The organism is Corynebacterium sp. ACRPJ (assembly GCF_022347345.1).
Lineage (GTDB): Bacteria > Actinomycetota > Actinomycetes > Mycobacteriales > Mycobacteriaceae > Corynebacterium > Corynebacterium tuberculostearicum_D.
In genome coordinates this window covers 1-23,965 of sequence record NZ_JAKRNC010000023.1, presented here as the reverse complement: position 1 = coordinate 23,965, position 23,965 = coordinate 1, and the positions used below count along the sequence as shown (strand labels likewise).

Sequence of the window (23,965 nt, the reverse complement as noted above, 5' to 3'; positions counted from 1 at the left end):
CTCGGTATGGTAAGCCCCGTCGACTTCGAGAACCACATTGGTCTAACCACCAGCAGAAAAGAAATAGCTGCCTAACCACTAGGTAGCTCCACTACGTGTCCACGATTTGCGGGCAACCCCATTCTTTACACGCGACGCGCTCTATGGGGCGTCGCCTGTACAGGCGCTAGGCAGGTTCTTTGTAAAGTACTTCAATTTTCGTGGCCGGGCGTCCATGAGTGAGTTTTGGTGGGTCTTCGGCTTCCTCGTGCTGATTTCTGTGGCAATCGGCATTATCGATCGGCACTTTGGCGTGGATATTGAGGCTATTGCCGAGGCGGTTCTTGTGATTCCAGTCGTTTCCTTGATGTGCCGGCGGCTGCACGATTCCGGGCGGACGGGGTTGTTATGCCTGATTGGTTTCATTCCCGTGTTCGGTGGAATCGCGTTGCTCTTTATGATGGCCCTGCCCACGCGGGACCGCGCGGCGCTTTAAAAATTTCCTTGCCTGATTAGGCTGGGCGGCATGCAGACTTTTTCAAAGCGAGTACGCGACAGAGATCAAGCAGGTGCCGAGGCTGCCGGATTGCGGTGGCTCGGGGAGGCCACCGACGCGGTGGTCGACGTCGTGAGCGCCGACGGGCTAGAAATCGTTACCGCGCGCGTGGACGAGGTCATGCCTACGCCGGAGGCCGCGCGGACATTTGGTGCGGAGCTGGCGCGCATGCACCGTGGGGGAGCCGAAGCGTTTGGCGCGCCTCCCACCGGGTGGGAAGGCAAGAACTTCATCGGCAGTATCGAGCAAGACTGCATCCCGACAAAAAATTGGGGCGAGTTCTATGTTGAACAGCGAGTGCTGCCCTTCGCAGAACTGGCGGGGATAAGTGCAGCGCAGTTGGACCTGGTAAGGCGTGCCTGCGACGCCATCGCCGCGCGCAGTTGGGATGTGGTGCCGGCCCGAATCCACGGCGATTTGTGGGCGGGAAACCTGCTTTTTGGGCCCGACGGCGGCATCATGATTGACCCCGCCGCCCATGGTGGGCACCCGCATACGGATTTGGGGATGTTGGCGCTTTTCGGGGCACCGTACCTCGAGGAGATTTTCCGGGGATATGGTGCGCCGAAGGACATTGAGAAGTGGATTCCCATGCACCAGCTACACCCGTTGGCGGTGCATGCGCTGACGCACGGCGCCAGCTATAACCGGCCGCTGGAGCGCGCGGCTGCCGCAACCTTGGAGGCGCTGGGCTAAAGATTCGGCCCCTGCGGCATGATGCGTTTGTGGGCGCCGCGGCGCCATAAGGTTTCGATGCGCTCGCGGGCGGCGTCGGGAACCGCTTTGCCCTCCAGGTAGTCATCGATGTGGGCGTAGGTGACGCCGAGGGCTTCTTCGTCGGGAAGCTGGGGCTTATCGTCCTCCAAGTCCGCGGTGGGAACCTTCTCCCAGGTAGAGCGCGGGGCACCAAGGTGCTCTAGGAGGGCGGCGCCTTGGCGCTTATTGAGGCCGGCCAAGGGGAGGAGATCCGCCGCGCCATCGCCCCACTTGGTAAAGAAGGCGGTGACGTTTTCCGCCGCATGGTCGGTGCCGATGACTAGCGCGCCGACCTCGCCGGCGATGGCGTATTGGGCGGTCATGCGCAGGCGGGCTTTGGTATTGCCGCGGTTGAAATCGGTGACGTCGGCAAGCTGCAGCGCATCCGCCACCTGCTCGTCGAGGGCCAAGGTGGCCGGCTTGATATCGACGGTGGGGCGGTGATCGGGCTGGATGAAATCCAGAGCAATCTGGGCATCGTCCTCATCGGCCTGCACGCCGTGGGGCAGGCGCACGGCCCAAAACTCCGCGCCGTCGACGCGCTCCACCGCCAGCTGCGCAAGCTTTCCCGCCAAGGTGGAATCTTGGCCGCCAGAGATCCCCAGCACGTAGCCTTTAGCGCCGGTGGCGCGCAGGTATTCAACCAGGAAATCCACGCGGCGCTGCACTTCCGCTTCTGGATCGATAAAGGGGCGCACACCCAGGGCTTTTATGATGGTTTGCTGCAGGTTTTCGGCATCGTTCGACATGACGTTCATGGTAGCCGCCTGACACAATATTGTGCTGTGAATAAGGAAGTTTATGTCAAGGTAGTAGCTGGAATAGCGGCCCTGGGCGGGCTGCTATTTGGATACGACACCGGCGTGATGTCCGGTGCCTTGCTTTTTATTAGCCCCGCATTCGACATGAGCGCGCACCAAGAGGGCTGGGTGACCTCGATGCTGCTCGTGGGTGCTGCAGTAGGGGCGCTGACGGCCGGGCGCATCGCCGATAGGTATGGGCGCCGTTTCACGCTGATTGCAGGCGGCATTATTTTCGTGGTGGGCTCCATCTGGTGTGCGCTTTCCGGCTCGGTGGGGATGCTGGCCACGGCGCGCACCTTTTTGGGCTTTGCCGTGGGTGCAGTGTCCATCGTGTCTCCCATGTACATCGCGGAGATCGTGCCCGCCAAGGTGCGCGGGCGCATGGTCTCGCTCAATACCCTCGCGATTGTGGTGGGTCAGTTGATGGCCTACCTGGTCAACTCCGTGCTGGCCTCTACCGGTAGCTGGGAGTGGATGCTGGGCCTGGCCGCCGTTCCAGGCCTAGCGCTGGCGCTCGGAATGGCTTTCCTGCCAGAGACGCCGGTATGGCTGGCCACTAACGGGAAAATGCCCCGCGCCCAAGAGATTGCCGGGCGCGCCGGGATGGATATTTCGGAGCTGACCTCGCAGGACACTGCGCGCAAGTCCAGCGGATCCGAATGGAAGGCGCTGAAGGCCAATCGCTGGATGCAAATTACGGTGCTGCTTGCCATGTTGATGGGGCTGACGCAGCAGATTACCGGCGTCAACGCCATCGTGTACTTCGCGCCGACCATGATGAACCAGGTGGGGATATCCACGGCTAACTCGGTTTATACCTCCATCGTTATCGGCACGGTATCCGTGCTGGCCTGCTGGGTGGGGCTGAAGGTCGTGGACCGCATTGGGCGAAAGCGATTGTTGCTGATCGGCCTGACTGGCAATGTGGTCTCGCTGTTTATCCTCTCCTTTGCCTATTCCCACGCGCAGGACTCCACCGCCATGGCGATGGTCTCGTTGGTATTCATGGCGCTGTTTATCGCCTTTCAGCAGGCGGCAGTGTCGCCCACTACCTGGCTACTCATCTCCGAGCTGGTGCCACTGCAGGTGCGCGGCCTAGGCATGGGCATTGCGGGGCTCTCGCTATGGGCCACCAACTGGGCCGTGGCGCAGTACTTCCTGCCGCTAGTGGAGTGGCTGACCGGCCCGGTGGCGTTTATCGTCTTCGGAGTCTTCGGCCTCATCGCCATCGGCTACACCAAGGTTTTGGTTCCAGAGACTATGGGACGTAGCCTGGATGAGGTAGGCGAGGAAATGAAGTCGCGCTACGAGCGCGAGTCCGCACCCGTGAAGCCTTAGTGTTTTGGTATTGACGGCCGTGTGAGGTAACATTTTTCCTCGTGTCATGGCTGGGGATTCCCAGTCCGTGCTTTACTTATTCAACCGCATGTAGATTGCGCATAACGAAAGGAGCGCCCGATGAAGGTCCGTAAGTCCCTTCGGTCGCTGAAGAAGAAGCCGGGCGCCCAGGTTATTCGCCGCCACGGTAAGGTCTTCGTGATCAACAAGAAGGATCCCCGTTTCAAGGCTCGTCAGGGCTAATTGAGACGCGATTCCATCCGCTCCCTCCGGCTTCCGGAGTGGGGCGGATTTTTTTATGCGTGAGCTCCGGCACAAAGGATAAATTCTTTTAAATCCAAGTGAACATAAAGACAAATGTATGAATATAATTAATTTGTCTATCCATGCCGTGAGAAAGAAGAATTATGTCCCAGCGAATCGTTGCCGCGCTCACTGCCGCCGCCCTCGGATTGTCCGCCCCAGTGGCGCATGCTGCAGAGCCACAGTGGGAATCCTCTGCGCCGGAATCCTTTGGCATCAATGACCCGTCCTGCGTGCCTTCAGGGGACATCACTGAGCCCGTTGTGTTGCTGCATGGAACCTCGAATAATGCTTCCGTGTGGGGAAACTTGGTCCACCTCTTGCAAGATCAGGGGGCGTGCGTGTGGGCCTTTGATTACGGCGCCGATGATGTGACCTTGCAGAATATGATTCCAAGCGTCAAAGCCATCGCGGACCTGGATGATTCGGCCGCGGAAATTGCGGATCAGGTGGACTATGTCCGCGAGGTCACTGGGTCGGACAAGGTGAACTTGGTGGGCCATTCCCAGGGTGGCATGCACATCAAGACCTATACCCAGATGCACAATGGCGCGGATCACGTCTCCCATGCGGTAGCGCTGGGCGGCAACTTCCACGGCACCACGCTTAACGGGCAGGGGGAGGCGCTCTCTAAAATCATTGCCTTTGCGCCGCACCTCGCCGCTTTTGTGGCAAGTACGGCCGGCATTCAGCAAGTGGTGGGGTCGGAGTTTATTAAACGGCTCAATGCGCTGCCAGATACCGCGCCAGGCGTGCTTTATACCTCCATTTACTCGCCGGGGGATACGACGGTGACTCCGAATAGCTCTTCGCAGCTGGCGCTTGGCGACGGCGCCGATGTGGTCAACCTTGACTTAAGCGAAGTCTGTGGCGTGGCTCCTCGGCACGACAAGCTGCCGACCGACCCGACGGTGTTGAGTCAGGTCATTTTTGGGCTAAAGCGCGCCCCTGGGGAGGGTCCGGACCCGGCGACCTGTGCCTCTGGCGAGCCTTCGGTAGTCGGCTCTTAAGGTGACGTACCAGCCCTAAAATGTGAACTTTGGCACACAAAATGGTGAACTCCAGGTAAACCTGCAGGAATACCATTGGTGTAGTTTCATGACTGTTCGTAGGTGTGGACAACATGTGGGGCCTGGGGGTGTGCCATCCTGGGAATACCACGGCTGTAACTACTACATATTGTGTTAGTTGCGGGCATTTCCCCCAAAGTATAGTGTCGTTGATGTTGCTCAGAGCGGCGCAGGAAGCGCCCGCATAGGCGGGAAAACGCGCCCCGCTCTGACGAATTTTTCAATGCAGGAGCTTTAAGGATCTATATGTCTATCACCGTTTACACCAAGCCAGCATGCGTCCAGTGCAATGCCACCAAGAAGGCCCTCGACCGTGCCGGCCTTGAGTATGACCTCGTCGATATCTCGGCCGATGAAGAGGCCCGCGATTACGTTATGGCACTGGGCTACGTTCAGGCCCCAGTGGTTGAGGCTAATGGCGAGCACTGGTCTGGTTTCCGCCCTGACCGTATCAAGGGCTTGGCTTCCGTAGCGGCCTCTGCTTAAGAGAATAGGGGAGGCCAGTAGCGATGTTGGTCGTGTATTTTTCCTCCGCGACGGAAAATACGCACCGGTTCGTGCAGAAACTGGGCTTTCCTAGCGCGCGCATCCCGCTGCGCCGCACGGACGAGCCCCTCAAGGTCAACGAACCCTATGTTTTGGTGTGCCCCACCTACGGCGGGGGTGCGTCCATTAGCCACCAGAACTCCCGGCCCGTGCCCACGCAGGTAATTAAGTTCCTCAACGATGAGCACAACCGCAGTTTCATTCGCGCGGTAATCGCGGGTGGCAATAGCAACTTCGGCGCCGACTTTGGCAAGGCTGGTGACGTCATCAGCGCCAAATGTAAAGTGCCCTATGTATATCGTTTCGAGTTGCTGGGAAACGAAGACGATATAAAAATTTGTCGTGAAGGCTTATTGGCTAACGCCGCCGAGCTTGGGCTCGAGGCTGCGGCCTAGCGCCCACTACGACTTAATTAAAGATCCTGATTTTTAAGAAAGGCCTTGTCAGCTGTGAGTACGCAATTGGGGAAGACCGTCGCCGAGCCAGTGAAGCCAGAAGAGCAGTTGGATTACCACGCTCTGAACGCGATGCTGAATCTCTACGATGCAAACGGCAAGATTCAGTTTGATAAAGACCGCGAGGCCGCTAACCAATTCTTCCTGCAGCACGTTAATCAAAACACGGTCTACTTCCATGATCTGGAAGAAAAGATCGATTACCTGATTAATAACAAGTACTACGACCCGCAGGTCATCGAGCAGTATGAGTTCTCCTTTATTAAGGAGCTATTCAAGCGTGCTTATTCCTATAAGTTCCGCTTCAAGTCCTTCCTGGGCGCGTATAAGTACTACACCAGCTACACGCTGAAGACCTTTGATGGCCGCCGCTACCTCGAGCGCTTTGAGGACCGCGTGTCCATGACCGCCCTGTTCCTGGCGGACGGCGACGCAGGCTTGGCCGAGCACCTCGTAGACGAGATCATGACCGGCCGCTTCCAGCCGGCTACCCCGACCTTCCTCAACGCCGGCAAGGCCCAGCGCGGCGAGCTCGTTTCCTGCTTCCTGCTGCGCATCGAGGATAATATGGAGTCCATCGGCCGCTCCATCAACTCCGCGCTGCAGCTTTCCAAGCGTGGCGGCGGCGTGGCCTTGCTGCTATCTAATATCCGCGAGTCCGGGGCGCCGATTAAGCACATTGAAAACCAGTCTTCCGGTGTCATCCCCGTGATGAAGCTGCTGGAGGATTCCTTCTCCTACGCCAATCAGCTCGGTGCCCGCCAGGGTGCCGGTGCGGTCTACCTCAACGCGCACCACCCGGACATCATGAACTTCCTGGATACCAAGCGCGAGAATGCGGATGAGAAGATCCGCATTAAGACCCTCTCGCTGGGCATTGTCGTGCCGGATATCACCTTTGAGCTGGCTAAGCGCAATGATGATATGTACCTCTTCTCGCCGTATGACGTCGAGCGCGTCTATGGCAAGGCCTTCGGTGACATCTCCGTCACCGAGCACTATGAGGAGATGGTGGAAGACCCACGCATCCGCAAGAAGAAGATCAATGCCCGCCACTTCTTCCAGACCGTGGCCGAGCTGCAGTTCGAGTCCGGTTACCCGTACATCATGTTCGAGGACACCGTAAACCGCGCGAATCCGGTGAAGACCTCGTGGATCAACATGTCCAACCTGTGCTCGGAAATCCTGCAGGTCAACTCCGCTTCCGAATTCAACGCGGACCTGACTTATGAGGAGCTGGGCAGCGATATTTCCTGCAACTTGGGTTCCCTGAATATCGCAATGACCATGGATTCGCCGGACTTCGCCAATACGGTGGAAACCGCCATCCGCGGCCTGACCGCAGTGGCGGATAAGACCTCCATCGATTCCGTTCCGTCCGTGCGCCGTGGTAATGACGAGTCCCACGCCATCGGCTTGGGCCAGATGAACCTGCACGGTTACTTGGGCCGCGAGCACATCGAGTATGGCTCGGAAGAGGGCTTGGACTTCACCAATGCCTACTTTGCGGCCGTGCTGTATGCGGCGCTGCGCGCTTCCAATAAGATTGCCCGCGAGCGCGGCGAGTACTTCACGGAGTTCCCGCAGTCCGAGTATGCCTCCGGCGAATTCTTCGACCGCTACGATCCGGAAGAGTTCAAGCCGAAGACCAAGAAGGTGCAGGAGCTTTTCGACGCCTCTTCGATCCACACCCCGTCCGCCCAGGACTGGGAGGACTTGAAGCAGGATGTGGCCAAGCATGGCCTGTACAACCGCAACCTGCAGGCGGTGCCGCCGACGGGCTCGATTTCCTATATCAATAACTCCACCTCGTCCATCCACCCGATTGCCTCCAAGATTGAGATCCGCAAGGAGGGCAAGATCGGCCGCGTCTACTACCCGGCGCCGCACATGGATAATGACAACCTGGAGTACTTCAAGGACTCCTATGAGATTGGCTACGAGAAGATCGTTGATACTTATGCCGTAGCCACCAAGTATGTGGACCAGGGCCTATCGCTCACGCTCTTCTTCAAGGACACCGCGACCACCCGCGATGTCAACCGCGCGCAGATTTATGCGTGGCGTAAGGGCATTAAGACCTTGTACTACATCCGCCTGCGCCAGATGGCGCTGGAGGGCACCGAGGTCGAGGGCTGCGTATCCTGCATGCTCTAAACCGCAGGTAAAGCGCCTCGCTGCACGTCGTGGGGAAGGACGTGCAGCGAGACGCTTAGCCGTTTTCTGCCCGGGTGCGGTCGAGGATGGTGCGGGAGGTTTCTTCGGCGGCGTCGGCAAGCCCGGCATCAATGGCGCGTGCCAGTTCCATGTGCAGCTGTGTGGTGCCGCCGATGGGGTCGCGCTTGCGGGAGCCAAAGACGGACTTGCCCTTGAGCATCGCTACTAGGGAAGGGGCGAGCGCGGCCAGCATTTCATTTCCAGAGGCCCGCAGGATGAGGGTGTGGAAGCGCAGATCGGTTTCTAATTCTTCGCCTACGCGCGGAGACGGGGTGGATTCCAGCTCGGCCAAGCGCGCGGCGAGGCCCAGCAATTCAGCCCGCTGCTGGGCGGTGGCATTGCCTGCAGCCAGACGCGCGGCCACCGGTTCGATGCCAAGCCGCAGCTCGTTGAGTCGGGCCACTTGCTGCCCGCGCGTTTTATCGTTGTCTAAGCGCCAGCCAATGACCGCCGGGTCATAGACCGCCCACTTTTCCATCGGCAGCACCGTGATTCCCACGCGGCGCCCAGAGCTGACCATTCCGAGGTGCTCCAGGGCGCGCATGGCCTCGCGGGCTACGGTGCGGGAGATGCCAAAGCGCTTTTCGACGTCCCCCAGCCGGAACCGCTCGCCCTCCGCGAGGTCTCCGCTTACTATATCCGCGCCGAGTTGGTCCACCACGGAGCCGAGTAGGGGAGGGGTGGCGCTCATGGTGGGTGAATCCTCTCTGTGCGGGCACTCGGTATAGCTGGGATCAGTATAGGCATGAGGCATCCACCACAATGATCTAGAGGGCGGGCGAATTGGGTATGCTGGGGAGCTAAAAGTGTCCGTATTATGTATTGGAGTGACGCCGCGTGTCGCACGAGTACGATGACTACGTTTCTAGTCATGAAAAGCCAGTTAAGGCCATTAACTGGAATAGCATCCCGGATGAAAAGGACCTCGAGGTTTGGGATCGCCTCACCGGTAATTTCTGGCTGCCAGAAAAGGTCCCCGTCTCCAATGACCTGCCCAGCTGGAAGACGCTGACGGAGAAGGAAAAGGAAACCACCATGCGGGTCTTTACCGGCCTGACGCTGCTGGATACCATCCAGGGCACAGTGGGTGCGATTTCCCTCCTTCCGGATTCCCAGACTCTGCATGAGGAAGCGGTCTACACCAATATCGCCTTCATGGAGTCTGTGCACGCCAAGTCCTATTCCAATATCTTTATGACCCTGGCGTCCACGCCGATGATCAACGATGCCTTCCGCTGGTCCGAAGAGAACGAGAACCTGCAGAAGAAGGCAAAGATCATCTTGTCCTACTACAAGGGCGATGATCCGCTGAAGAAGAAGGTGGCCTCCACGCTGCTGGAGTCCTTCCTGTTCTACTCCGGCTTCTACCTGCCGATGTACTTCTCCTCCCGCGCGAAGCTCACCAACACCGCCGATATCATCCGCCTGATCATCCGAGATGAGGCTGTGCATGGCTACTACATTGGCTATAAGTTCCAGCAGGCGTATAAGCAGCTGGATGAAGAGCACCAGGCGGAGCTGAAGGAATACACCTTCGACTTGGTCTATGACCTCTATGACAATGAGATCGACTACACCGAGGATCTCTACGATGACCTGGGCTGGACCGAGGACGTTAAGCGCTTCCTGCGCTATAACGCCAATAAGGCACTGAATAACTTGGGCTTCGAGGGGCTCTTCCCGGCCGATGAGACCCGCGTTTCCCCGGCTATCTTGTCCTCGTTGTCGCCGAACGCCGACGAGAACCATGACTTCTTCTCTGGTTCGGGTTCGTCCTATGTCATCGGCAAGGCTGAGGACACCACGGATGATGACTGGGACTTCTAAGCATTCCCGCTGATCAGCGTGGTCTAGCGGCACACCTTCTGCTCGAACTCAACCGAAAGGTTGATAACGAGCGGGGGTGTGTTTTTACGTTTTGGGCCTGCACAATTCGGCGCGGCTGTGACATATAGCACGCTGTATCTTTGGCGAAAACCGACGACGGAAATAGTGGCTGCGCCACGTGCAGGGGCAATGTGGCAGATGTGGTCAGTGGTGAGGCTTGTCCTTGTGGCGAAGTATTGGGGGAAGCTGGAAAGAACAGGGGAAAATGGCCTAATATAAGGCGAGTAAACCTAGGTGTAGGTGGAGTCTGTCCACAGACACTTTGTTATTCAGGAGGATTTTATGACCGCTGTGGCGCCACGGGTCGACGATTACGTCGCCCCCACACGTCCAGAGCCAACCGGTAATGCGAAGACCGGTTCAAAGGCTTGGGTATTTCTAACCACCACCGACCACAAGCAGCTGGGCATCATGTACTTGATCATGTCCTTCAGCTTCTTCTTCCTCGGTGGCTTTATGGCACTGTTGATCCGCGCGGAGCTGTTCACCCCGGGTCTCCAGTTCTTGTCCAATGAGCAGTTCAATCAGCTGTTCACCATGCACGGCACCGTGATGCTGCTGCTGTTTGCGACCCCAGTCGTGTGGGGCTTTGGTAACTACATCCTGCCGCTGCAGATTGGTGCGCCGGACGTGGCCTTCCCGCGTCTGAACGCCTTCGGCTTCTGGGTTACCCTGCTGGGCGGCACCGTGATGCTGCTGGGCTTCGTTACCCCAGGTGGTGCGGCTGACTTCGGCTGGACCATGTACATGCCGCTGGCTGATGGTGTCCACACCCCGGGCATCGGCGCTGATATGTGGATCGTCGGCGTGGGCGCTACCGGTGTCGGTACCATTGCCTCCGCTGTCAACATGATTACGACCATCCTGACCCTGCGCGCACCGGGCATGACGATGTTCCGTCTACCGGTCTTCAGCTGGGCTGTGTTTACCGCGTCCGCCATCGTGCTGATGATCTTCCCGCTGCTGACCGCTGCGGCACTGGGCGTTCTGTATGACCGCAAGCTGGGCGGCCACATCTACGATTCCGCTAATGGTGGCGGCATCCTGTGGCAGCACCTGTTCTGGTTCTTCGGCCACCCTGAGGTTTACGTCCTCGCGCTGCCGTTCTTCGGCGTTGTGTCTGAGGTCGTTCCGGTCTTCTCCCGCAAGCCGGTCTTCGGCTACATCGGCCTGGTCTTCGCACTGCTGGCCATCGGCTCCCTGTCCATGGCTGTGTGGGCACACCACATGTTCGTCACCGGCGCTATCCTGCTGCCATTCTTCTCCTTCATGACGTTCCTGATTGCGGTTCCAACCGGCGTTAAGTTCTTCAACTGGGTCGGCACCATGTGGAAGGGCCACATCACTTGGGATACCCCGATGATCTTCGCCATGGGCTTCATGGCAACCTTCCTCTTCGGCGGCATGACCGGCGTTATGCTGGCATCCCCGGCACTGGACTTCCACCTGGCTGAGTCCTACTTCTTGATTGCACACTTCCACTACACCCTGTTCGGTACGGTTGTGTTCTCCGCCTTCGCCGGCCTGTACTTCTGGTTCCCGAAGATGACCGGCCGCATGCTGGACGAGCGTCTGGGCAAGATTCACTTCTGGCTGACCTTCATCGGCTTCCACGGCACCTTCCTGGTTCAGCACTGGGTCGGCAACATGGGTATGCCGCGTCGTTACGCTGACTACCTGGAGTCCGATGGCTTCACGGTCTTCAACCAGATTTCCACCATCTTCTCCTTCGTCCTCGGCGCTTCCGTTATCCCGCTGGTCTGGAACGTATTCAAGTCCTGGCGCTACGGCGAGATCGTCACCGTGGATGACCCATGGGGCTACGGCAACTCCCTCGAGTGGGCAACCTCCTGCCCGCCGCCGCGCCACAACTTCGTGTCGCTGCCGCGTATCCGCTCCGAGCGTCCGGCCTTCGAGCTGCACTACCCGCACATGGTTCAGCGCATGCGCGAAGAAGCACACGTGGGTAGCCACTAAAGCGATATAACTCGCTAAAGCACTCCTGACTTAAGCCGCCTCCCAGCCCGCCAAGGGCCGTGGGAGGCGGCTTTGGCGTATCTTGTTTGCCCTACGTGCGATAATGGGCGGCGTGAGTACCCAAGCTGATACCTATGCCGTTATTACCACCACCGGGCCGGACAAGCCTGGGGTGTCGGCGGCCTTCTTCCGCGTGTTAGCGTCTTATAACGCCGCGCTTGTCGACGTCGAACAGGCCATCTTTTCCGGCCGCATCACCCTTGCTGCCCATACCCGCATTCCCCGTACGCGCGCCGATCAGATTGCACAGGGGTTGCGCAATACCTTGAGCATCTACGGGCAACAGGTATCCGTGGACGTGCGGGAGGAGGAATCTAGCGCGCGAGCTCGCTCCACGCATGCGGTGGTCCTCATGGGAACGGAAGTAACCGCCCACCACGTAGAGGAGGTCGCCCGCGTATTGGCTAACTTCGATGCCAATATCGATCGCATCCGCGGGCTTTCCACCTCTCCGCTGACTGGGCTGGAGCTGTTCTTGTCCCTCGATGGTTCCGCGGCACCTGTGCGCCAGGCGCTGGCAGAGCTGGCACAGCAGATTGGCATCGACATTGCCATTGAACCTGCGGGTCTGGGCCGACGCTCCAAACGCCTCGTCTGCTTCGACTGCGATAGCACCGTCATCCAAGGCGAGGTCATCGAGATGCTAGCCGCGCACGCCGGCAAAGAGGAAGAGGTTGCCGCCATTACGGCCCGGGCTATGCGCGGCGAGTTGGATTTTGAGGAGTCCCTACGCGAGCGCGTGGCCGTTCTGGCCGGCCTGGATGCTTCCATCATTGATGAGGTAGCCCGCGAGATTCAGCTGACCCCCGGTGCCCGCGAGACCATTGCCACGCTCAACCACATCGGTTATCGCACCGCTGTGGTCTCCGGTGGGTTCATCCAAGTTCTAGAGGGCCTAGCCGCAGAAATGCACTTAGATTACGTCCGCGCCAATACCTTGGAGATCGCCGATGGCAAGCTCACCGGCCGCGTAACCGGCAAGGTGGTTGACCGCAAGGCCAAGGAGGAAATCCTGCGGGAGTTCGCCGCGGATTCCGGCGTGAGCATGCGCCAGACGGTCGCCGTGGGCGATGGCGCCAATGACATCGATATGATTACCGCCGCGGGGCTGGGCATCGCCTTTAACGCTAAGCCGGCGCTGCAAGAGGTGGCGGATACCTCGGTAAATCACCGGCGGTTGGATGAGGTACTACAGATTTTGGGAATTCCGGCCGAGGAGGTTGTTCGTGGATAAGTTTGAAGTAGCCCACCAGCGTTTGGTGGAGGCATGTGATTCGCGTTCGTGGCGCGATGACCCAGAAAACCCCGACGAGCCCGCCACCATCCAAGCGATGCAGATTGTGCTTAACCTGCCAAAGCAGGAGCCGCCGGCGCGCACGGAGGTGCTGGAGGCGGCCGCCAGCGCCGTTGTGGCCGTGTGCTTGGACGAGCGCGCGGGGGAGGACGGGGCCTTCGCCCACGCCCTGGGACAGTGGTATGGCCACCGCATCCGCAAAATCGCCCGCCGGGCGCGCAATAAGGCCTGGCGCGATGTGCAGAGCCTGCCGGGCGTGACTGTGGCGGACCGTGCCCGGGCCTTCGCGCCTTCGGCCGTGGGGGAGGTGGATCCGCTCATCGGCAAGCTGCAGATCGGTCACACTGACCTTGCCTATGATGAGCCGGGAGCCCCGCTTGGCGACGCCCCCGTCATCTACGTCGACCGCAGTCTCGATATGTCTGCCGGCAAGGCCGCAGCGCAGGTGGGCCACGGTTCGATGATGCTCGCCGCGGCGATGTCGGTGGAGGAGGCTCGTGCCTGGGCCGACACGGGTTTTGAGCTTTCGGTGCGCGAGGTGCCCGGCGAAGATTTTCGCACGGCCTGCGCGCAGGACGGCGCCGTGGTGATCGTGGACGCCGGGTTTACGGAGATTGCTCCGGACTCGGCTACCGTGTGCGCCCTGCGGCGACCAATCGCTTAAGCGCGCCGCGCACCGTATCCGCGTCGGTGGTCTGCCAAAAGCTTGGCATGGAGGCCTTGAGGAAGCTGCCGTAGCGCTTATATTCTAAGCGGTTATCGAGCACGGCCACCACGCCGCGGTCGGTTACGTGGCGCAGCAGGCGGCCTGCGCCCTGTGCCATGAGCAAGGCGGCGTGGTTGGCGGAGACCTCCATAAACCCGGAGCGGCCCGCAGCATCGGCCGCCTGGGCGCGCGCCTGCATCAGGGGATCATCCGGCCGAGGAAACGGAATGCGGTCGATGATGACCAGCGAACAGGCCGGCCCCGGCACGTCCACGCCTTGCCACAGGGTAAGCGTGCCGAAGAGGCAGGAGTTTTCCTTCTGAGAGAATTTCTCTACCAGCGCGCCGATGGAATCCTCGCCTTGTACGAAGAGGTCAAAGGGGATGCGCGGCTTGAGGGCGGTGGCCGCCTCTTCCGCGGCGCGGCGGGAGGAGAACAGACCAAGCGTGCGCCCGCCGGCGGCCATAATGAGCTCGTAGATCTCATCGATGGTTTCTTTGGGCAGGCCATCGCGGCCCGGCGCGGGCAGGTGCTTGGCGGTATACAGGATGCCGGATTTGGCTGGGTCGAAGGGCGTGCCCGCATCCAAGGTGTCGTAGGTGCCGCTCGGCATGCCCCACTGCGCGGCCATGGCATCGAAGCGGCCGCCGAGGGCGAGGGTGGCCGAGGTCAGCACCACCGTCTGCTCCCCAAAGAGGTTCTCGCGTAGCATGTGGGCGATGGAGAGGGGCGCCACGGCGAGGGTCTCGGCGTCGCTGCGCGGATCGCGCTCGAGCCAGACGACGTCGTCTTGCTTGGCCGGGTCATCGGTGGCGAAAACCTCCAGCATGCGCGCCACGGCCTGCGCGAGGTCGGAGAGGTGGTTGCTCAAGTTTTGGCGCTCGGCGTTTTTCTCTGGGTCGTCGGTCGCTTCGCCTTCTGGTGCGCGAGAAATGAGGGACTTAACGCGCAGGAATTCGTCGGCAAGCGCGCGCAGGTGGCCCTGGGAAGTTTCATCCAAGTCGGTCCAACGGCCGGGCTCTTGGATTTTCATCAGGTCATCAAATTCCTCGGCCAAGTCCGAGAGGCTACCGGCATTGCCCAGCGACTTCGCGCGGTTGGCGGCCATCTTGATGGCGCGGGTAGTAATCTCCGCGGTGGATACAGAGGTGATGCGGCCGTCGAGCTCATGAGCCTCATCGATAATGGCGACGTCGTGCTCCGGCAAGATATTTGCCTCAGAAACCGCGTCGATGGCGAGCATGGCGTGGTTGGTGACCACGATGTCGACGTCGGCAGCCGCCCTGCGAGCCTCTTCCGCAAAGCAATCCGGCCCGTGCGGGCAGCGCGACGCGCCCAAGCACTCGTTGGAGGTGACCGATACCGCCCGCCATACCAAGTCCGGTACGCCAGGCTCTAGGTCATCGCGGTCACCGGTGTCGGTTTCCTGCGCCCACTCGTGGATGCGGCGCACGGCTTTGCCGCGGTGGGAGATCTCGGATTCGTCGATAAGAGCTTCCGGGTCATCCGGGGTAGCCGCAATCTTATTCATGCACAGGTAGTTATTGCGGCCCTTCATGATGGCGAAGGTGGGCGTACGCTCCATCACAGGGGCGAGGGCCTTAGTAAGCCGCGGCAGATCGCGCTCCACCAGCTGGCGCTGCAAGGCTAGGGTCGCGGTGGAGACGATGACGGTGGACCCCGAGTTCATCGCATGCCGGATAGCCGGGACCAAGTAGGCCAGGGATTTACCGGTACCGGTACCGGCCTGCACAGCTAGGTGGCGCTCCTTTTCGAGCGCGGCCGAGACGGCCGTGGCCATGCGCACCTGGCCTTCGCGCCGGCTGCCGCCCAGCGCATCAACGGCCTTTCCCAGCAGCGTTTCCGTGTCGAGGTTTAGGGGCTCATCTGCGTGCTCACTCACCCCACACAGTCTAGCGACCTACTTTTTAAAGCCCACCATCCGCGTGGGCACGGCCGCTTCATCGCGGGAGAGCGCCAGGCCTTCCCATGGCAGGGTCTTGCGGGCCTGATCCAAATACTCGCGCGAGGCATGCAGATCAGGCAGCCCGTCGACGATGTGGCCATCGCGCATGAGGGGAATGGTCATCTCGCGGGTATCGAGCTGGCCGGTATCCGGCGCTGGTGCCTCAAAGGGATAGACGATTTCCTCTACGGCGACGCCGGAGGAGCGGTAGGTGCGCAGCGCCCGCTTGGCACCGCCGACGGATTGCTTGGAGGAAGAGCGCTTCGCCACTGGGATGCCGTCTACCTCTACGACCTTGTAGACCATGCCCGCGGTGGGCGCACCGGAGCCGGTTACTACGGACGTGCCGACGCCGTAGACGTCTACCGGATCGCCGCGCAGGCCGGCGATGGCGAACTCGTCAAGGTCGGAAGATACCACGATATTGGTGTTGTGATTGCCCAAATCATCCAGCTGCTTGCGCACGCGGCGGGTAACCGCACCCAGGTCACCGGAATCGATGCGAACGCCGCCGAGCTTCGGTCCACCTACCTTCACTGCGGTCTCGACGCCCTTGGTGATGTCATAGGTATCGACCAAAAGCGTGGTGTCTACGCCAAGGGTGTCGATCTGGGAGCGAAAGGCGGCCTCTTCATTCGGGGTACCATCCGGGTTGGTATGCGCCAAGGTCCAGGAGTGGGCGGCAGTGCCGGAGACCGGAATGCCGTAGCGGTAGCCCGCCTCCAAGTTGGAGGTGGCATTGAAGCCGGCCAGGTAGGCCGCGCGGGCGGAGGTTACCGCCGCATACTCGTGGGTGCGGCGCGAGCCCATCTCGATAATGGGGCGGCCGTCGGCCGCCGTGACCATGCGGGAGGCGGCCGAAGCCACCGCGGAATCGGCGTTCATGATGGACAAGATGACGGTCTCAAGAACCAAGCATTCCCCAAAGGTGCCGCGCACCGTCAGGATGGGGGAGTTGGGGAAATAAAGCTCACCCTCGCGGTAACCGTCAATCTGCCCGGAAAAGCGGTAGTGGCGCAGGTACTCCTTAGTCTGCTCATCCAGGAAGTCCATCTCCGCTAACTGATTGGCCGAAAAGCGGAAATCCTCCACTGCGCGCAGGACGCGTTCGGTGCCGGCAACTACGCCATAGCGGCGCTCATTGGACAGGCGGCGGCTGAATACCTCGCAGGTGACCTGGCGGCTTGCCGAGCCATCGCGCAGCGCGGCCTGGAGCATCGTTAGCTCATATTTATCCGTGAGCAGTGCAGTAGAGCGATCATTAGGGATAGCTTTGTCATTCACGGGAGTGATAATACCCACTGACTAGGTGGTTTTCAGGGGTTTAGATTCTTTGGCGCCGGAATGTTTGAAGCCAGATTGCGCGGACCCACAATAAATACCCAAATGTGGTTAGGCTAGAAGGCATGAAGGCGCAATTTCCTGTAGTCCGGATGAGCTCTCCCATGGCTACGCCCGAATTGGATGAAGAACTCGACGTAGACGTAGCCACGAGCGAAAACCTGCCGTGGATGTGCATCGTGTGGGATGACCCCGTCAACCTGATGAGTTACGTGTCCTATGTATTCCAAACCGTATTGGGCTATGACAAGAAGCGGGCCAATGAACTCATGATGCAGGTCCACACCGAAGGCAAGGCCGCCGTGTCCAGCGGCGAGCGCGACAAAATTGAAGCGGACGTGAAAAAGCTCCAGATCGCCGGTCTGTGGGCAACGATGCAGCAGGCAGGTTAAATAGATGCAACCGTGGAAGAAAAAGAAGTCCCTCATGCGCGCGCCGAAGATCACGGCCGTATTCGAACCAATGGAGCGCGAAGTACTGGGCGATCTCACCGCCACCGTCTCTGAGGCGATCATTAAGCGCGCCCAGTCCGCGCCCAAGGATGAGCTGGCGGAAATGCTGGACATGCCCACCGGCCACACCGAGGCCCCGGATGACCCCTCGCTGGCGCGCCTCTTCCCGGACTTTGAAATGCCCGGCGATGAGGAATATGAAGGCGATGCATCATTGCTGCGTTCCCTGCATGAAAACGACATTGCGCGCGCCAAGCTGGAAAACCTGCAGGTGATTGGCTCTGCCCTCGGACCTACCGGTGGGGTAGAGGTCACCATCAACGAACAAGAGGCCCAGGCCTTCGTCGCTGGCCTCAACGACCTCCGCCTCTTTGTCGCGGCGGGCGATGTGGCCGATGACAACCTGATGTCTGACCGCGATAGCCTCGTGGAGTGGCTGGCTTTTTGCCAGGATTCGCTGCTGCAGGTGTTGATGGACTAATGCCGGACGGCATGAGCATCGGGCACTATAGCGGCACCGATACCGGAGTCACAGTGCTCTACTGCGGGCCGGGCGGAGCGCTCGGCAGCGTCGATGTGCGCGGCGGCGGCCCAGGCACCCGCGAAACGGACCTTTTACAGCCGCATAATACGGTCGAGCGCGTCCACGCCGTGGTGTTAGCAGGCGGCTCCGCCTTTGGCTTGGCCGCTGCCGACGGCGTGATGAATGAGCTGGCAGAGCAAGGGATCGGCTTTCCCGTCTTCGGGGAGGACAAGCCTGGGCCGCGCGTGCCTATCGTTCCCGGCGCCGTGATTTTTGATCTGCTGGTCGGGCCTTCCCGTCCCGGTCCGGAGGAAGGCGCAGCCGCGCTGCGAGCCGCATTCACGGGCAGCGACGAATCCATGGGGTCGGTGGGAGCCGGCGTGGGTGCTACTGCTGGCAAACTGCGCGGCGGCTTCGGGCTGGCCACGCGCCGGGTGGGTGACTACGAGGTCAGCGCCGCGATGGTTGCCAACCCCGTGGGCGAGGTCATCGAGCCGCAGTCCGGCCGGCTGTACGGCGCGCCGGGGCGCACCCCGGTCAATGCTGCCGCCTACCGCGCCTTGCCGCACCCAGCGGAGTCCAAGCTCAATACCACCATTGGCGCCGTGCTTACCGACGCCCCCGTTACCACCGCCCAAGCCCAGCGCCTGGCCATGACTGCCCACGACGGCATCGCCCGCGCTGTACGCCCTGCGCATTCGCCGCTGGATGGGGACACGATTTTCGCCTTGTCCACTGCCGAGCGCCCGGCCGAACTGAGCACGCAGGTGATAACCCAGCTGTGCGCCGCGGCCGCCGACGCCGTGGAAGAAGCCATCGTCAACGCGGTCACCGCCGCCGATCCCGGCCTGGGCTTGAGCGCGTACCGCGATCTGCTGGACTAAGATAAGGCGCATTATGACTTTAGGTGGAACATCTAACTACCAGCCGGCGCCCACGGGCCAGGTCAATCGCGGCGATTCCAAGAACTACACCCGCAGTGGCCGCATCACCACCGGCTTTTCTATAGCCATTGGCTTTCTCGTGGTGGAATGGGCGGTCCACATCATCAACGCCTTCCTGTTTGGTGGCCAGCTTTCTAACTACGGCATTCGCCCGCTGGATTTCAATGGCATCTGGGGCATTGTCACCGCCCCGCTGCTCCACGCCAACTTTGAGCACTTGATGTCCAACTCGGTGCCCGGCGCCATCTTCTGCTTCCTCATCGGTCTGTCCGGCCGCAAGGCCTGGTGGGAGGTCACGCTGATCACCACGCTGGTCGCGGGTCTTGGAACCTGGTTTATCGGCGGCCCCGGTACCTCCCATATCGGTGCTTCCAGCTTGGTCTATGGCTGGCTGGCATATCTGATTGTGCGCGGAATTTTTAACCGCTCGCTCATCCAGACCATCTTGGGCATCGTGCTCGGCTTCGCCTACTCCGGCTTGGTATGGGGCGTGTTGCCCGTCTACGAGGGCGTGAGCTGGCAGGGCCACCTCTTCGGTGCCATCGGCGGAATCCTCGCCGGTATGACCATTACCTCGGACGACCCGGTTAAGGCAGTGAAGCGCTAATGCCAACTGCGACCTCTCCCATCGGCATCTTTGATTCCGGCGTGGGCGGGCTCACCGTGGCCCGAGCGGTGATGGAACAGCTGCCGCACGAATCCGTCATCTATACCGGCGATACCGCCCACAGCCCTTATGGCCCGCGGCCCATCTCTGAAGTCCGCGCCTTTTCTCAAGACGTGGCCGATCGGCTGGTGGAACGCGGCTGCAAAATGCTGGTCATCGCGTGCAATACCGCCACCGCCGCCTTCTTGCACGATGCGCGCGAGCGCTACGATATCCCCATCGTGGAGGTCATCCGGCCCGCGGTGCGCCGTGCCATGTCCACCACGCGCAATGGAAAAATCGGCGTTATCGGCACCGAAGGCACCATCAAGTCTGGCGCCTACCAAGACTTATTCGCACTCAACCCCAAGGTGCAGGCCTTTGCCGCCGCCTGCCCGGATTTTGTTCCCTTTGTCGAGCGGGGCATTACCGCCGGCCGCCAGATCCTCGGCGTCGCCGAGGGCTACCTGGCCCCGTTGCAAGCGCAGGGGGTAGACACGCTGGTCTTGGGCTGCACGCACTATCCGCTATTGACCGGCATTATCCAGCTGGCGATGGGCGATAACGTCTCGCTGGTGACCTCCTCGGAGGAGACCACTAAGGACGTGATGCGGATTCTCACGGAAACGGAGATGTTGGCCCCCGCAGATAATCAGCCGGTCCACACTTTTGAATCCACCGGCGATCCGGAAGCCTTTGCCCGCCTTGCCACGCGCTTTCTCGGCCCCCAGATTGCATAAGGAAGTGCAATTTCTCCCCCGTTTGCACGTTGAGTACGCATGTGGGGCGAATTCATGGAACTATTGAGCCCATGAAGCTGACCATCCTAGGCTGCTCCGGTAGCGTCCCCACCGCCCAGAATCCCGCCTCAGGCTACTTGCTGTCCTTCGATAATGCGCCGTCCATCGTCCTCGATATGGGCCCTGGCACCTTGGCGCAGCTGGAACAGCAGCAGGATCCTTGTGATGCGCACGTGGCCTTTAGCCATTTGCATGCCGATCACTGCCTGGATTTTCCTTCCCTGATGGTGTGGCGCCGCTTCCATCCCACGGCGCCGGCGGCTTCGCGCAATATGTGCTTCGGGCCGAAGGCTACGCCCACGCACCTGGGCCGCCTGTCCTCCGATGAGGTCGATGGCATCGATGACATGTCCGATACCTTCGCCTTTAGTGCCTGGGAGCCGGGCGAGCGCCAGCTCGTGGACGATGTCTATATCACCCCCTTCCCGGTAAACCACCCGGTAGAGGCCTATGCCTTGCGCGTGGAGCATACGAAGACGGGCCAGACCATTACCTATTCCGGTGACTCTTCGTATACGCCCGCGCTTGTCGAAGCCGCCCGTGGTGCCGACATCTTCCTCTGCGAGGCGGCCTGGGGCGAGACCTCTGAGGGCAAGGCGCCGGACATGCATATGTCGGGCGCGGAAGCCGGTAGGGCGGCGCGCGAGGCGGGTGTGGGCAAGCTGGTGCTCATCCACATTCAGCCGTGGGGCGATGCGCAAGCTACTTTGGAGGCCGCCCGCTCCGAATTCGACGGCGAGATTGTCCTCGGCGCCGCGGGGATGGAGTTCTAAGATACGCTGGACGGCATGACTGAATTTACTCGTGCCGATGGGCGCGCGCTCGACCAGATGCGCAGCGTCCGCATTACCCGCAATTTCACCACCAACCCGGCCGGCTCGGTGCTGGTGGAGTTTGGCAATACCCGCGTCATGTGCACCGCATCTGTGGAATATGGCGTGCCGCGCTTCAAGCGTGATTCGGGCGAAGGCTGGCTTACCGCCGAGTACGCCATGTTGCCTTCTGCCACCCATGACCGCATGCCGCGCGAATCCATGAAGGGCAAGGTCAAGGGCCGCACCCATGAGATTTCCCGCCTCGTCGGCCGCTCCCTGCGCGCCGCGGTGGACTTGGAGGAGCTGGGTGAGAACACCATCCAGCTCGATTGCGACGTCCTGCAGGCCGATGGCGGCACCCGCACTGCGTCTATCACCGGCGCCTATGTTGCGCTTGCCGACGCCATCGCACACCTCAAGGCCGAGGGCGTCGTCCCCGGCGAGCCGCTGCTCGATCCCATCGCCGCGGTTTCGGTTGGCATCATTGATGGCGAAATCTGCCTCGACCTGCCTTATGAGGAAGACTCCCGCGCCGAGGTCGACCTCAACGTGGTGATGCAGGAATCCGGCGACTTCGTAGAAATCCAGGGCACCGGCGAGCACGGACTCTTTGGTCGCGAGGAGCTCAACGAGATGCTAGACGTAGCCCAGAAGGGCTGCCGCGAGCTCATTGCCGCACAGAAGGCGGCGCTGGGGTGGTAATTCTCGTCGCGTCCAATAACCCGAAGAAGCTCGCGGAGCTGGAGCGCATCCTGGCCGACGCCGGCATCGAGGGCGTCGAGCTGCGCCCGCTATCCGCCGTGGAGCCCTACCCAGAGCCGGTGGAAGACGGCCGCACCTTTGCCGATAACGCGCTCATCAAGGCCCGCGCCGGCGCGGCCGCGACCGGCTTTGCCACCGTCGCGGATGATTCCGGCCTGGCCATCGAAGAGCTCAACGGCATGCCCGGCGTGCTTTCCGCCCGCTGGTCCGGTCAGCACGGCAATGACCAGGCCAATAATGACCTGGTCTTGGCACAGATGGCCGATGTCCCCGATGAGCGCCGCGCCGCCGCCTTTGTCTCCGTCTGCGCGCTCGTGACTCCCGATGGCACCGAGCACGTGGCCGAGGGCCGCTGGGAAGGCCGCTTCCTGCGCGAGCCGCGCGGGGACAACGGCTTTGGCTATGACCCGCTCTTTCAGCCAGAAGGCGAGTCCCGGTCGGCCGCGGAGATGGCCCCAGAAGAAAAGAACGCGGTCTCGCATCGCGGCCGCGCTCTAAGTCAACTAGTCCCCGCCATCGCGGAGCTGGTTCGTAGTTCCTAAAGCTGGAACTCCTCCTTAATCTCCTTGCGGCGCTTGTGCTCCATCCAGAAGGACAGGAAGGGCACCACGCCGGCAAGGGCGGTGGTAAAGAGCTTGCCCACCGGCCACAGCGCGCGCGGGCCGAGGATGAGGATGGACAGCAGGTAGGTCATGTACGCGATGCCGTGCACGATCGCGATATAGGTGGCCCACTCTGGGATCTCCATGCCGATGAGGTACTGGCAGACCATGCGGATGACCAGGATAATCAGGAAGACACCGGTCACGGTGGCCGCGATGGAGAAAAACTTCAAAGGTCCGCGGATGCGGGCCTGGCGGGCGGGGTGAACTTTATTGGTCATAATCAGCTTTCTTCATTCTCGCCGCGCCGGCGGCGCGGGGTATTCATGGCGTTGAACGTTTCCACATCTATCTGCGGCCGCTGGGGCAGGAAATCCTCATCGATTTTGGTATCTGCCTGCGGCTGTGCGGGAGACTCAGCCGGGGCCTCAGTGACGGTGCTATCCATGTCGCGGGCTTCTTCCTCGGCCGCGAGGCGCTCGTTTTCATAGCGCAGCGTGGTGCGATAGGCATAGACCACGAACACGGCGAACAGTGGCCACTGGAAGGCATAGCCCAAGTTTTGGAAGGTGCCCGAGCCGGAGCGGAAGCGCGTCCATTGCCAATAGGCCAGGAATAGGAAGAGCACGACGAAAAACGCGATGAGGAGGATGTGCCACCACCGCACCTGCATGCGCTTGTTCTTCTTTTCCTCTTGAGTGCTCACGCGTTCCACCCTACCCACCAGCGGCCGGAAAACAGAACACCCCTGGTTTCTGGATTGACGGCGTGCCGTGTACACTATGGCAAGTCCCCCGCGCCCGTGGCGGAATTGGCAGACGCGCTAGATTTAGGTTCTAGTGTCTTATGACGTGTGAGTTCAAGTCTCACCGGGCGCACTATCGGCGCCGCTGGCTCTCGAAGCTGGCGGCGCTTTCGCATATCACCGCCCGCATAGTCGCCCTAAGATGGTCATCATGAAAAAGCGGCCTAAACGACAGAATGTGTTGTTTTGCGGCGTGTCGGGCTAAACGACATTTTGTGTTGGTGGGGTTTAGCGTATATGACCTTTGCGTATTCCCATAGAGTGGTTGTAGGCAGTGTCGATGGCACTGTCGTAGGTTGCTGGTCGGCCGTCTTCGTGGCCGCTGGTGGCTTGTTTTTCCTGGTTGGCTAGGGTTTGTGCTT

26 protein-coding genes and 1 tRNA gene are annotated in these 23,965 nt (G+C 60.7%); 21 read left to right on the top strand and 6 right to left on the bottom strand.

Annotated features, from left to right (window positions below; all coding sequences use genetic code 11):
* Positions 1-106: 106 nt before the first annotated feature.
* Together MHY08_RS11235 and MHY08_RS11230 are read left to right on the top strand one after the other, a co-directional pair.
* Positions 107-475: a DUF805 domain-containing protein gene (locus MHY08_RS11235; RefSeq protein WP_255710513.1), complete on the top strand. Its 369-nt coding sequence runs from the start codon at positions 107-109 to the stop codon at positions 473-475.
* Between the two features lie 30 nt (positions 476-505).
* Positions 506-1,231 carry a fructosamine kinase family protein gene (locus MHY08_RS11230; protein ID WP_239236711.1) on the top strand — a complete coding sequence of 242 codons (726 nt, stop codon included), beginning with the start codon at positions 506-508 and terminating at the stop codon, positions 1,229-1,231.
* Here the strand turns inward: MHY08_RS11230 and nadE are convergent.
* Positions 1,228-2,049: an ammonia-dependent NAD(+) synthetase gene (nadE, locus tag MHY08_RS11225; protein ID WP_239194566.1), complete on the bottom strand. Its 822-nt coding sequence runs from the start codon at positions 2,047-2,049 to the stop codon at positions 1,228-1,230. The two genes, MHY08_RS11230 and nadE, sit on opposite strands and share 4 nt — an antisense overlap.
* A gap of 27 nt (positions 2,050-2,076) precedes the next feature.
* Here nadE and MHY08_RS11220 point away from each other — a divergent pair, with 27 nt between their 5' ends.
* From MHY08_RS11220 to nrdE, 6 genes are all read left to right on the top strand, one after another.
* Positions 2,077-3,432, top strand: coding sequence for a sugar porter family MFS transporter (locus MHY08_RS11220; RefSeq protein WP_239236710.1), 1,356 nt, complete (start codon positions 2,077-2,079; stop codon positions 3,430-3,432).
* 120 nt (positions 3,433-3,552) lie between these two features.
* Positions 3,553-3,675 carry a type B 50S ribosomal protein L36 gene (gene ykgO / locus MHY08_RS11215; RefSeq protein WP_003847162.1) on the top strand — a complete coding sequence of 41 codons (123 nt, stop codon included), beginning with the start codon at positions 3,553-3,555 and terminating at the stop codon, positions 3,673-3,675.
* Between the two features lie 164 nt (positions 3,676-3,839).
* On the top strand, positions 3,840-4,745 hold the full coding sequence (locus MHY08_RS11210) for an alpha/beta fold hydrolase (protein ID WP_239229956.1): 906 nt from the start codon (positions 3,840-3,842) through the stop codon (positions 4,743-4,745).
* A 306-nt stretch (positions 4,746-5,051) separates the two neighbouring features.
* Positions 5,052-5,291, top strand: a complete 240-nt coding sequence (nrdH, locus tag MHY08_RS11205) for a glutaredoxin-like protein NrdH (protein WP_204611069.1) — start codon at positions 5,052-5,054, stop codon at positions 5,289-5,291.
* Between the two features lie 23 nt (positions 5,292-5,314).
* Positions 5,315-5,746, top strand: a complete 432-nt coding sequence (nrdI, locus tag MHY08_RS11200) for a class Ib ribonucleoside-diphosphate reductase assembly flavoprotein NrdI (protein ID WP_204611071.1) — start codon at positions 5,315-5,317, stop codon at positions 5,744-5,746.
* Between the two features lie 54 nt (positions 5,747-5,800).
* On the top strand, positions 5,801-7,963 hold the full coding sequence (gene nrdE, locus MHY08_RS11195; protein WP_204611072.1) for a class 1b ribonucleoside-diphosphate reductase subunit alpha: 2,163 nt from the start codon (positions 5,801-5,803) through the stop codon (positions 7,961-7,963).
* 55 nt (positions 7,964-8,018) lie between these two features.
* On the opposite strand, the gene MHY08_RS11190 is transcribed toward nrdE, so the two are convergent.
* Positions 8,019-8,714, bottom strand: a complete 696-nt coding sequence (locus tag MHY08_RS11190) for a FadR/GntR family transcriptional regulator (RefSeq protein WP_239236709.1) — start codon at positions 8,712-8,714, stop codon at positions 8,019-8,021.
* Positions 8,715-8,860: 146 nt separating this feature from the next.
* On the opposite strand from MHY08_RS11190, the gene nrdF reads away from it, so the two are divergent.
* The 4 genes from nrdF (at position 8,861) to MHY08_RS11170 (ending at position 13,905) form a co-directional block, all read left to right on the top strand.
* Positions 8,861-9,850, top strand: a complete 990-nt coding sequence (gene nrdF, locus MHY08_RS11185; protein WP_005323941.1) for a class 1b ribonucleoside-diphosphate reductase subunit beta — start codon at positions 8,861-8,863, stop codon at positions 9,848-9,850.
* 342 nt (positions 9,851-10,192) lie between these two features.
* Positions 10,193-11,887: a cytochrome c oxidase subunit I gene (gene ctaD, locus MHY08_RS11180; protein ID WP_179386926.1), complete on the top strand. Its 1,695-nt coding sequence runs from the start codon at positions 10,193-10,195 to the stop codon at positions 11,885-11,887.
* 103 nt (positions 11,888-11,990) lie between these two features.
* The gene (serB, locus tag MHY08_RS11175) at positions 11,991-13,181 is read left to right on the top strand and encodes a phosphoserine phosphatase SerB (RefSeq protein WP_239236708.1); all 1,191 of its coding nucleotides are present in this window, start codon (positions 11,991-11,993) and stop codon (positions 13,179-13,181) included.
* Positions 13,174-13,905: an aminoacyl-tRNA hydrolase gene (locus MHY08_RS11170; RefSeq protein WP_239236707.1), complete on the top strand. Its 732-nt coding sequence runs from the start codon at positions 13,174-13,176 to the stop codon at positions 13,903-13,905. The genes serB and MHY08_RS11170 overlap by 8 nt, the downstream gene beginning before the upstream one ends.
* Here MHY08_RS11170 and MHY08_RS11165 read toward each other — a convergent pair.
* Positions 13,871-15,850, bottom strand: coding sequence for an ATP-dependent DNA helicase (locus tag MHY08_RS11165; RefSeq protein WP_239236706.1), 1,980 nt, complete (start codon positions 15,848-15,850; stop codon positions 13,871-13,873). The genes MHY08_RS11170 and MHY08_RS11165 overlap by 35 nt on opposite strands.
* Positions 15,851-15,868: 18 nt before the next feature.
* A complete protein-coding gene (locus MHY08_RS11160) occupies positions 15,869-17,197 on the bottom strand; it encodes a nicotinate phosphoribosyltransferase (RefSeq protein ID WP_370658803.1) in 1,329 nt (442 codons plus the stop codon).
* A 122-nt stretch (positions 17,198-17,319) separates the two neighbouring features.
* On the opposite strand from MHY08_RS11160, the gene clpS reads away from it, so the two are divergent.
* From clpS to rdgB, 8 genes are all read left to right on the top strand, one after another.
* Positions 17,320-17,646, top strand: coding sequence for an ATP-dependent Clp protease adapter ClpS (gene clpS, locus MHY08_RS11155; RefSeq protein WP_005323948.1), 327 nt, complete (start codon positions 17,320-17,322; stop codon positions 17,644-17,646).
* A gap of 4 nt (positions 17,647-17,650) precedes the next feature.
* The gene (locus MHY08_RS11150) at positions 17,651-18,187 is read left to right on the top strand and encodes a DUF2017 domain-containing protein (RefSeq protein WP_005323949.1); all 537 of its coding nucleotides are present in this window, start codon (positions 17,651-17,653) and stop codon (positions 18,185-18,187) included.
* On the top strand, positions 18,187-19,113 hold the full coding sequence (locus MHY08_RS11145; RefSeq protein ID WP_204611409.1) for a P1 family peptidase: 927 nt from the start codon (positions 18,187-18,189) through the stop codon (positions 19,111-19,113). Before MHY08_RS11150 ends, MHY08_RS11145 begins: the two co-directional genes overlap by 1 nt.
* A 13-nt stretch (positions 19,114-19,126) precedes the next feature.
* Complete coding sequence (locus tag MHY08_RS11140; protein ID WP_204611082.1) at positions 19,127-19,780, top strand: rhomboid family intramembrane serine protease; 654 nt, start codon at positions 19,127-19,129, stop codon at positions 19,778-19,780.
* On the top strand, positions 19,780-20,559 hold the full coding sequence (gene murI, locus MHY08_RS11135; protein ID WP_239236705.1) for a glutamate racemase: 780 nt from the start codon (positions 19,780-19,782) through the stop codon (positions 20,557-20,559). Before MHY08_RS11140 ends, murI begins: the two co-directional genes overlap by 1 nt.
* A 71-nt stretch (positions 20,560-20,630) precedes the next feature.
* Positions 20,631-21,392 carry an MBL fold metallo-hydrolase gene (locus MHY08_RS11130; protein WP_150850378.1) on the top strand — a complete coding sequence of 254 codons (762 nt, stop codon included), beginning with the start codon at positions 20,631-20,633 and terminating at the stop codon, positions 21,390-21,392.
* Between the two features lie 15 nt (positions 21,393-21,407).
* Positions 21,408-22,136: a ribonuclease PH gene (gene rph, locus MHY08_RS11125; protein WP_005323955.1), complete on the top strand. Its 729-nt coding sequence runs from the start codon at positions 21,408-21,410 to the stop codon at positions 22,134-22,136.
* On the top strand, positions 22,130-22,738 hold the full coding sequence (gene rdgB, locus MHY08_RS11120) for an RdgB/HAM1 family non-canonical purine NTP pyrophosphatase (RefSeq protein ID WP_239236704.1): 609 nt from the start codon (positions 22,130-22,132) through the stop codon (positions 22,736-22,738). The genes rph and rdgB overlap by 7 nt, the downstream gene beginning before the upstream one ends.
* Here rdgB and MHY08_RS11115 read toward each other — a convergent pair.
* Positions 22,735-23,079 carry a DUF3817 domain-containing protein gene (locus MHY08_RS11115; RefSeq protein ID WP_204611086.1) on the bottom strand — a complete coding sequence of 115 codons (345 nt, stop codon included), beginning with the start codon at positions 23,077-23,079 and terminating at the stop codon, positions 22,735-22,737. The genes rdgB and MHY08_RS11115 overlap by 4 nt on opposite strands.
* 2 nt (positions 23,080-23,081) lie before the next feature.
* Entirely contained in the window at positions 23,082-23,471 is a 390-nt protein-coding gene (locus MHY08_RS11110) for a hypothetical protein (RefSeq protein ID WP_204611410.1), read from the bottom strand.
* Positions 23,472-23,594: 123 nt separating this feature from the next.
* Between MHY08_RS11110 and MHY08_RS11105 the strand changes: the two genes are divergently transcribed.
* Positions 23,595-23,676: transfer RNA gene (locus MHY08_RS11105), tRNA-Leu, on the top strand.
* The last annotated feature ends 289 nt before the right edge of the window (positions 23,677-23,965 follow it).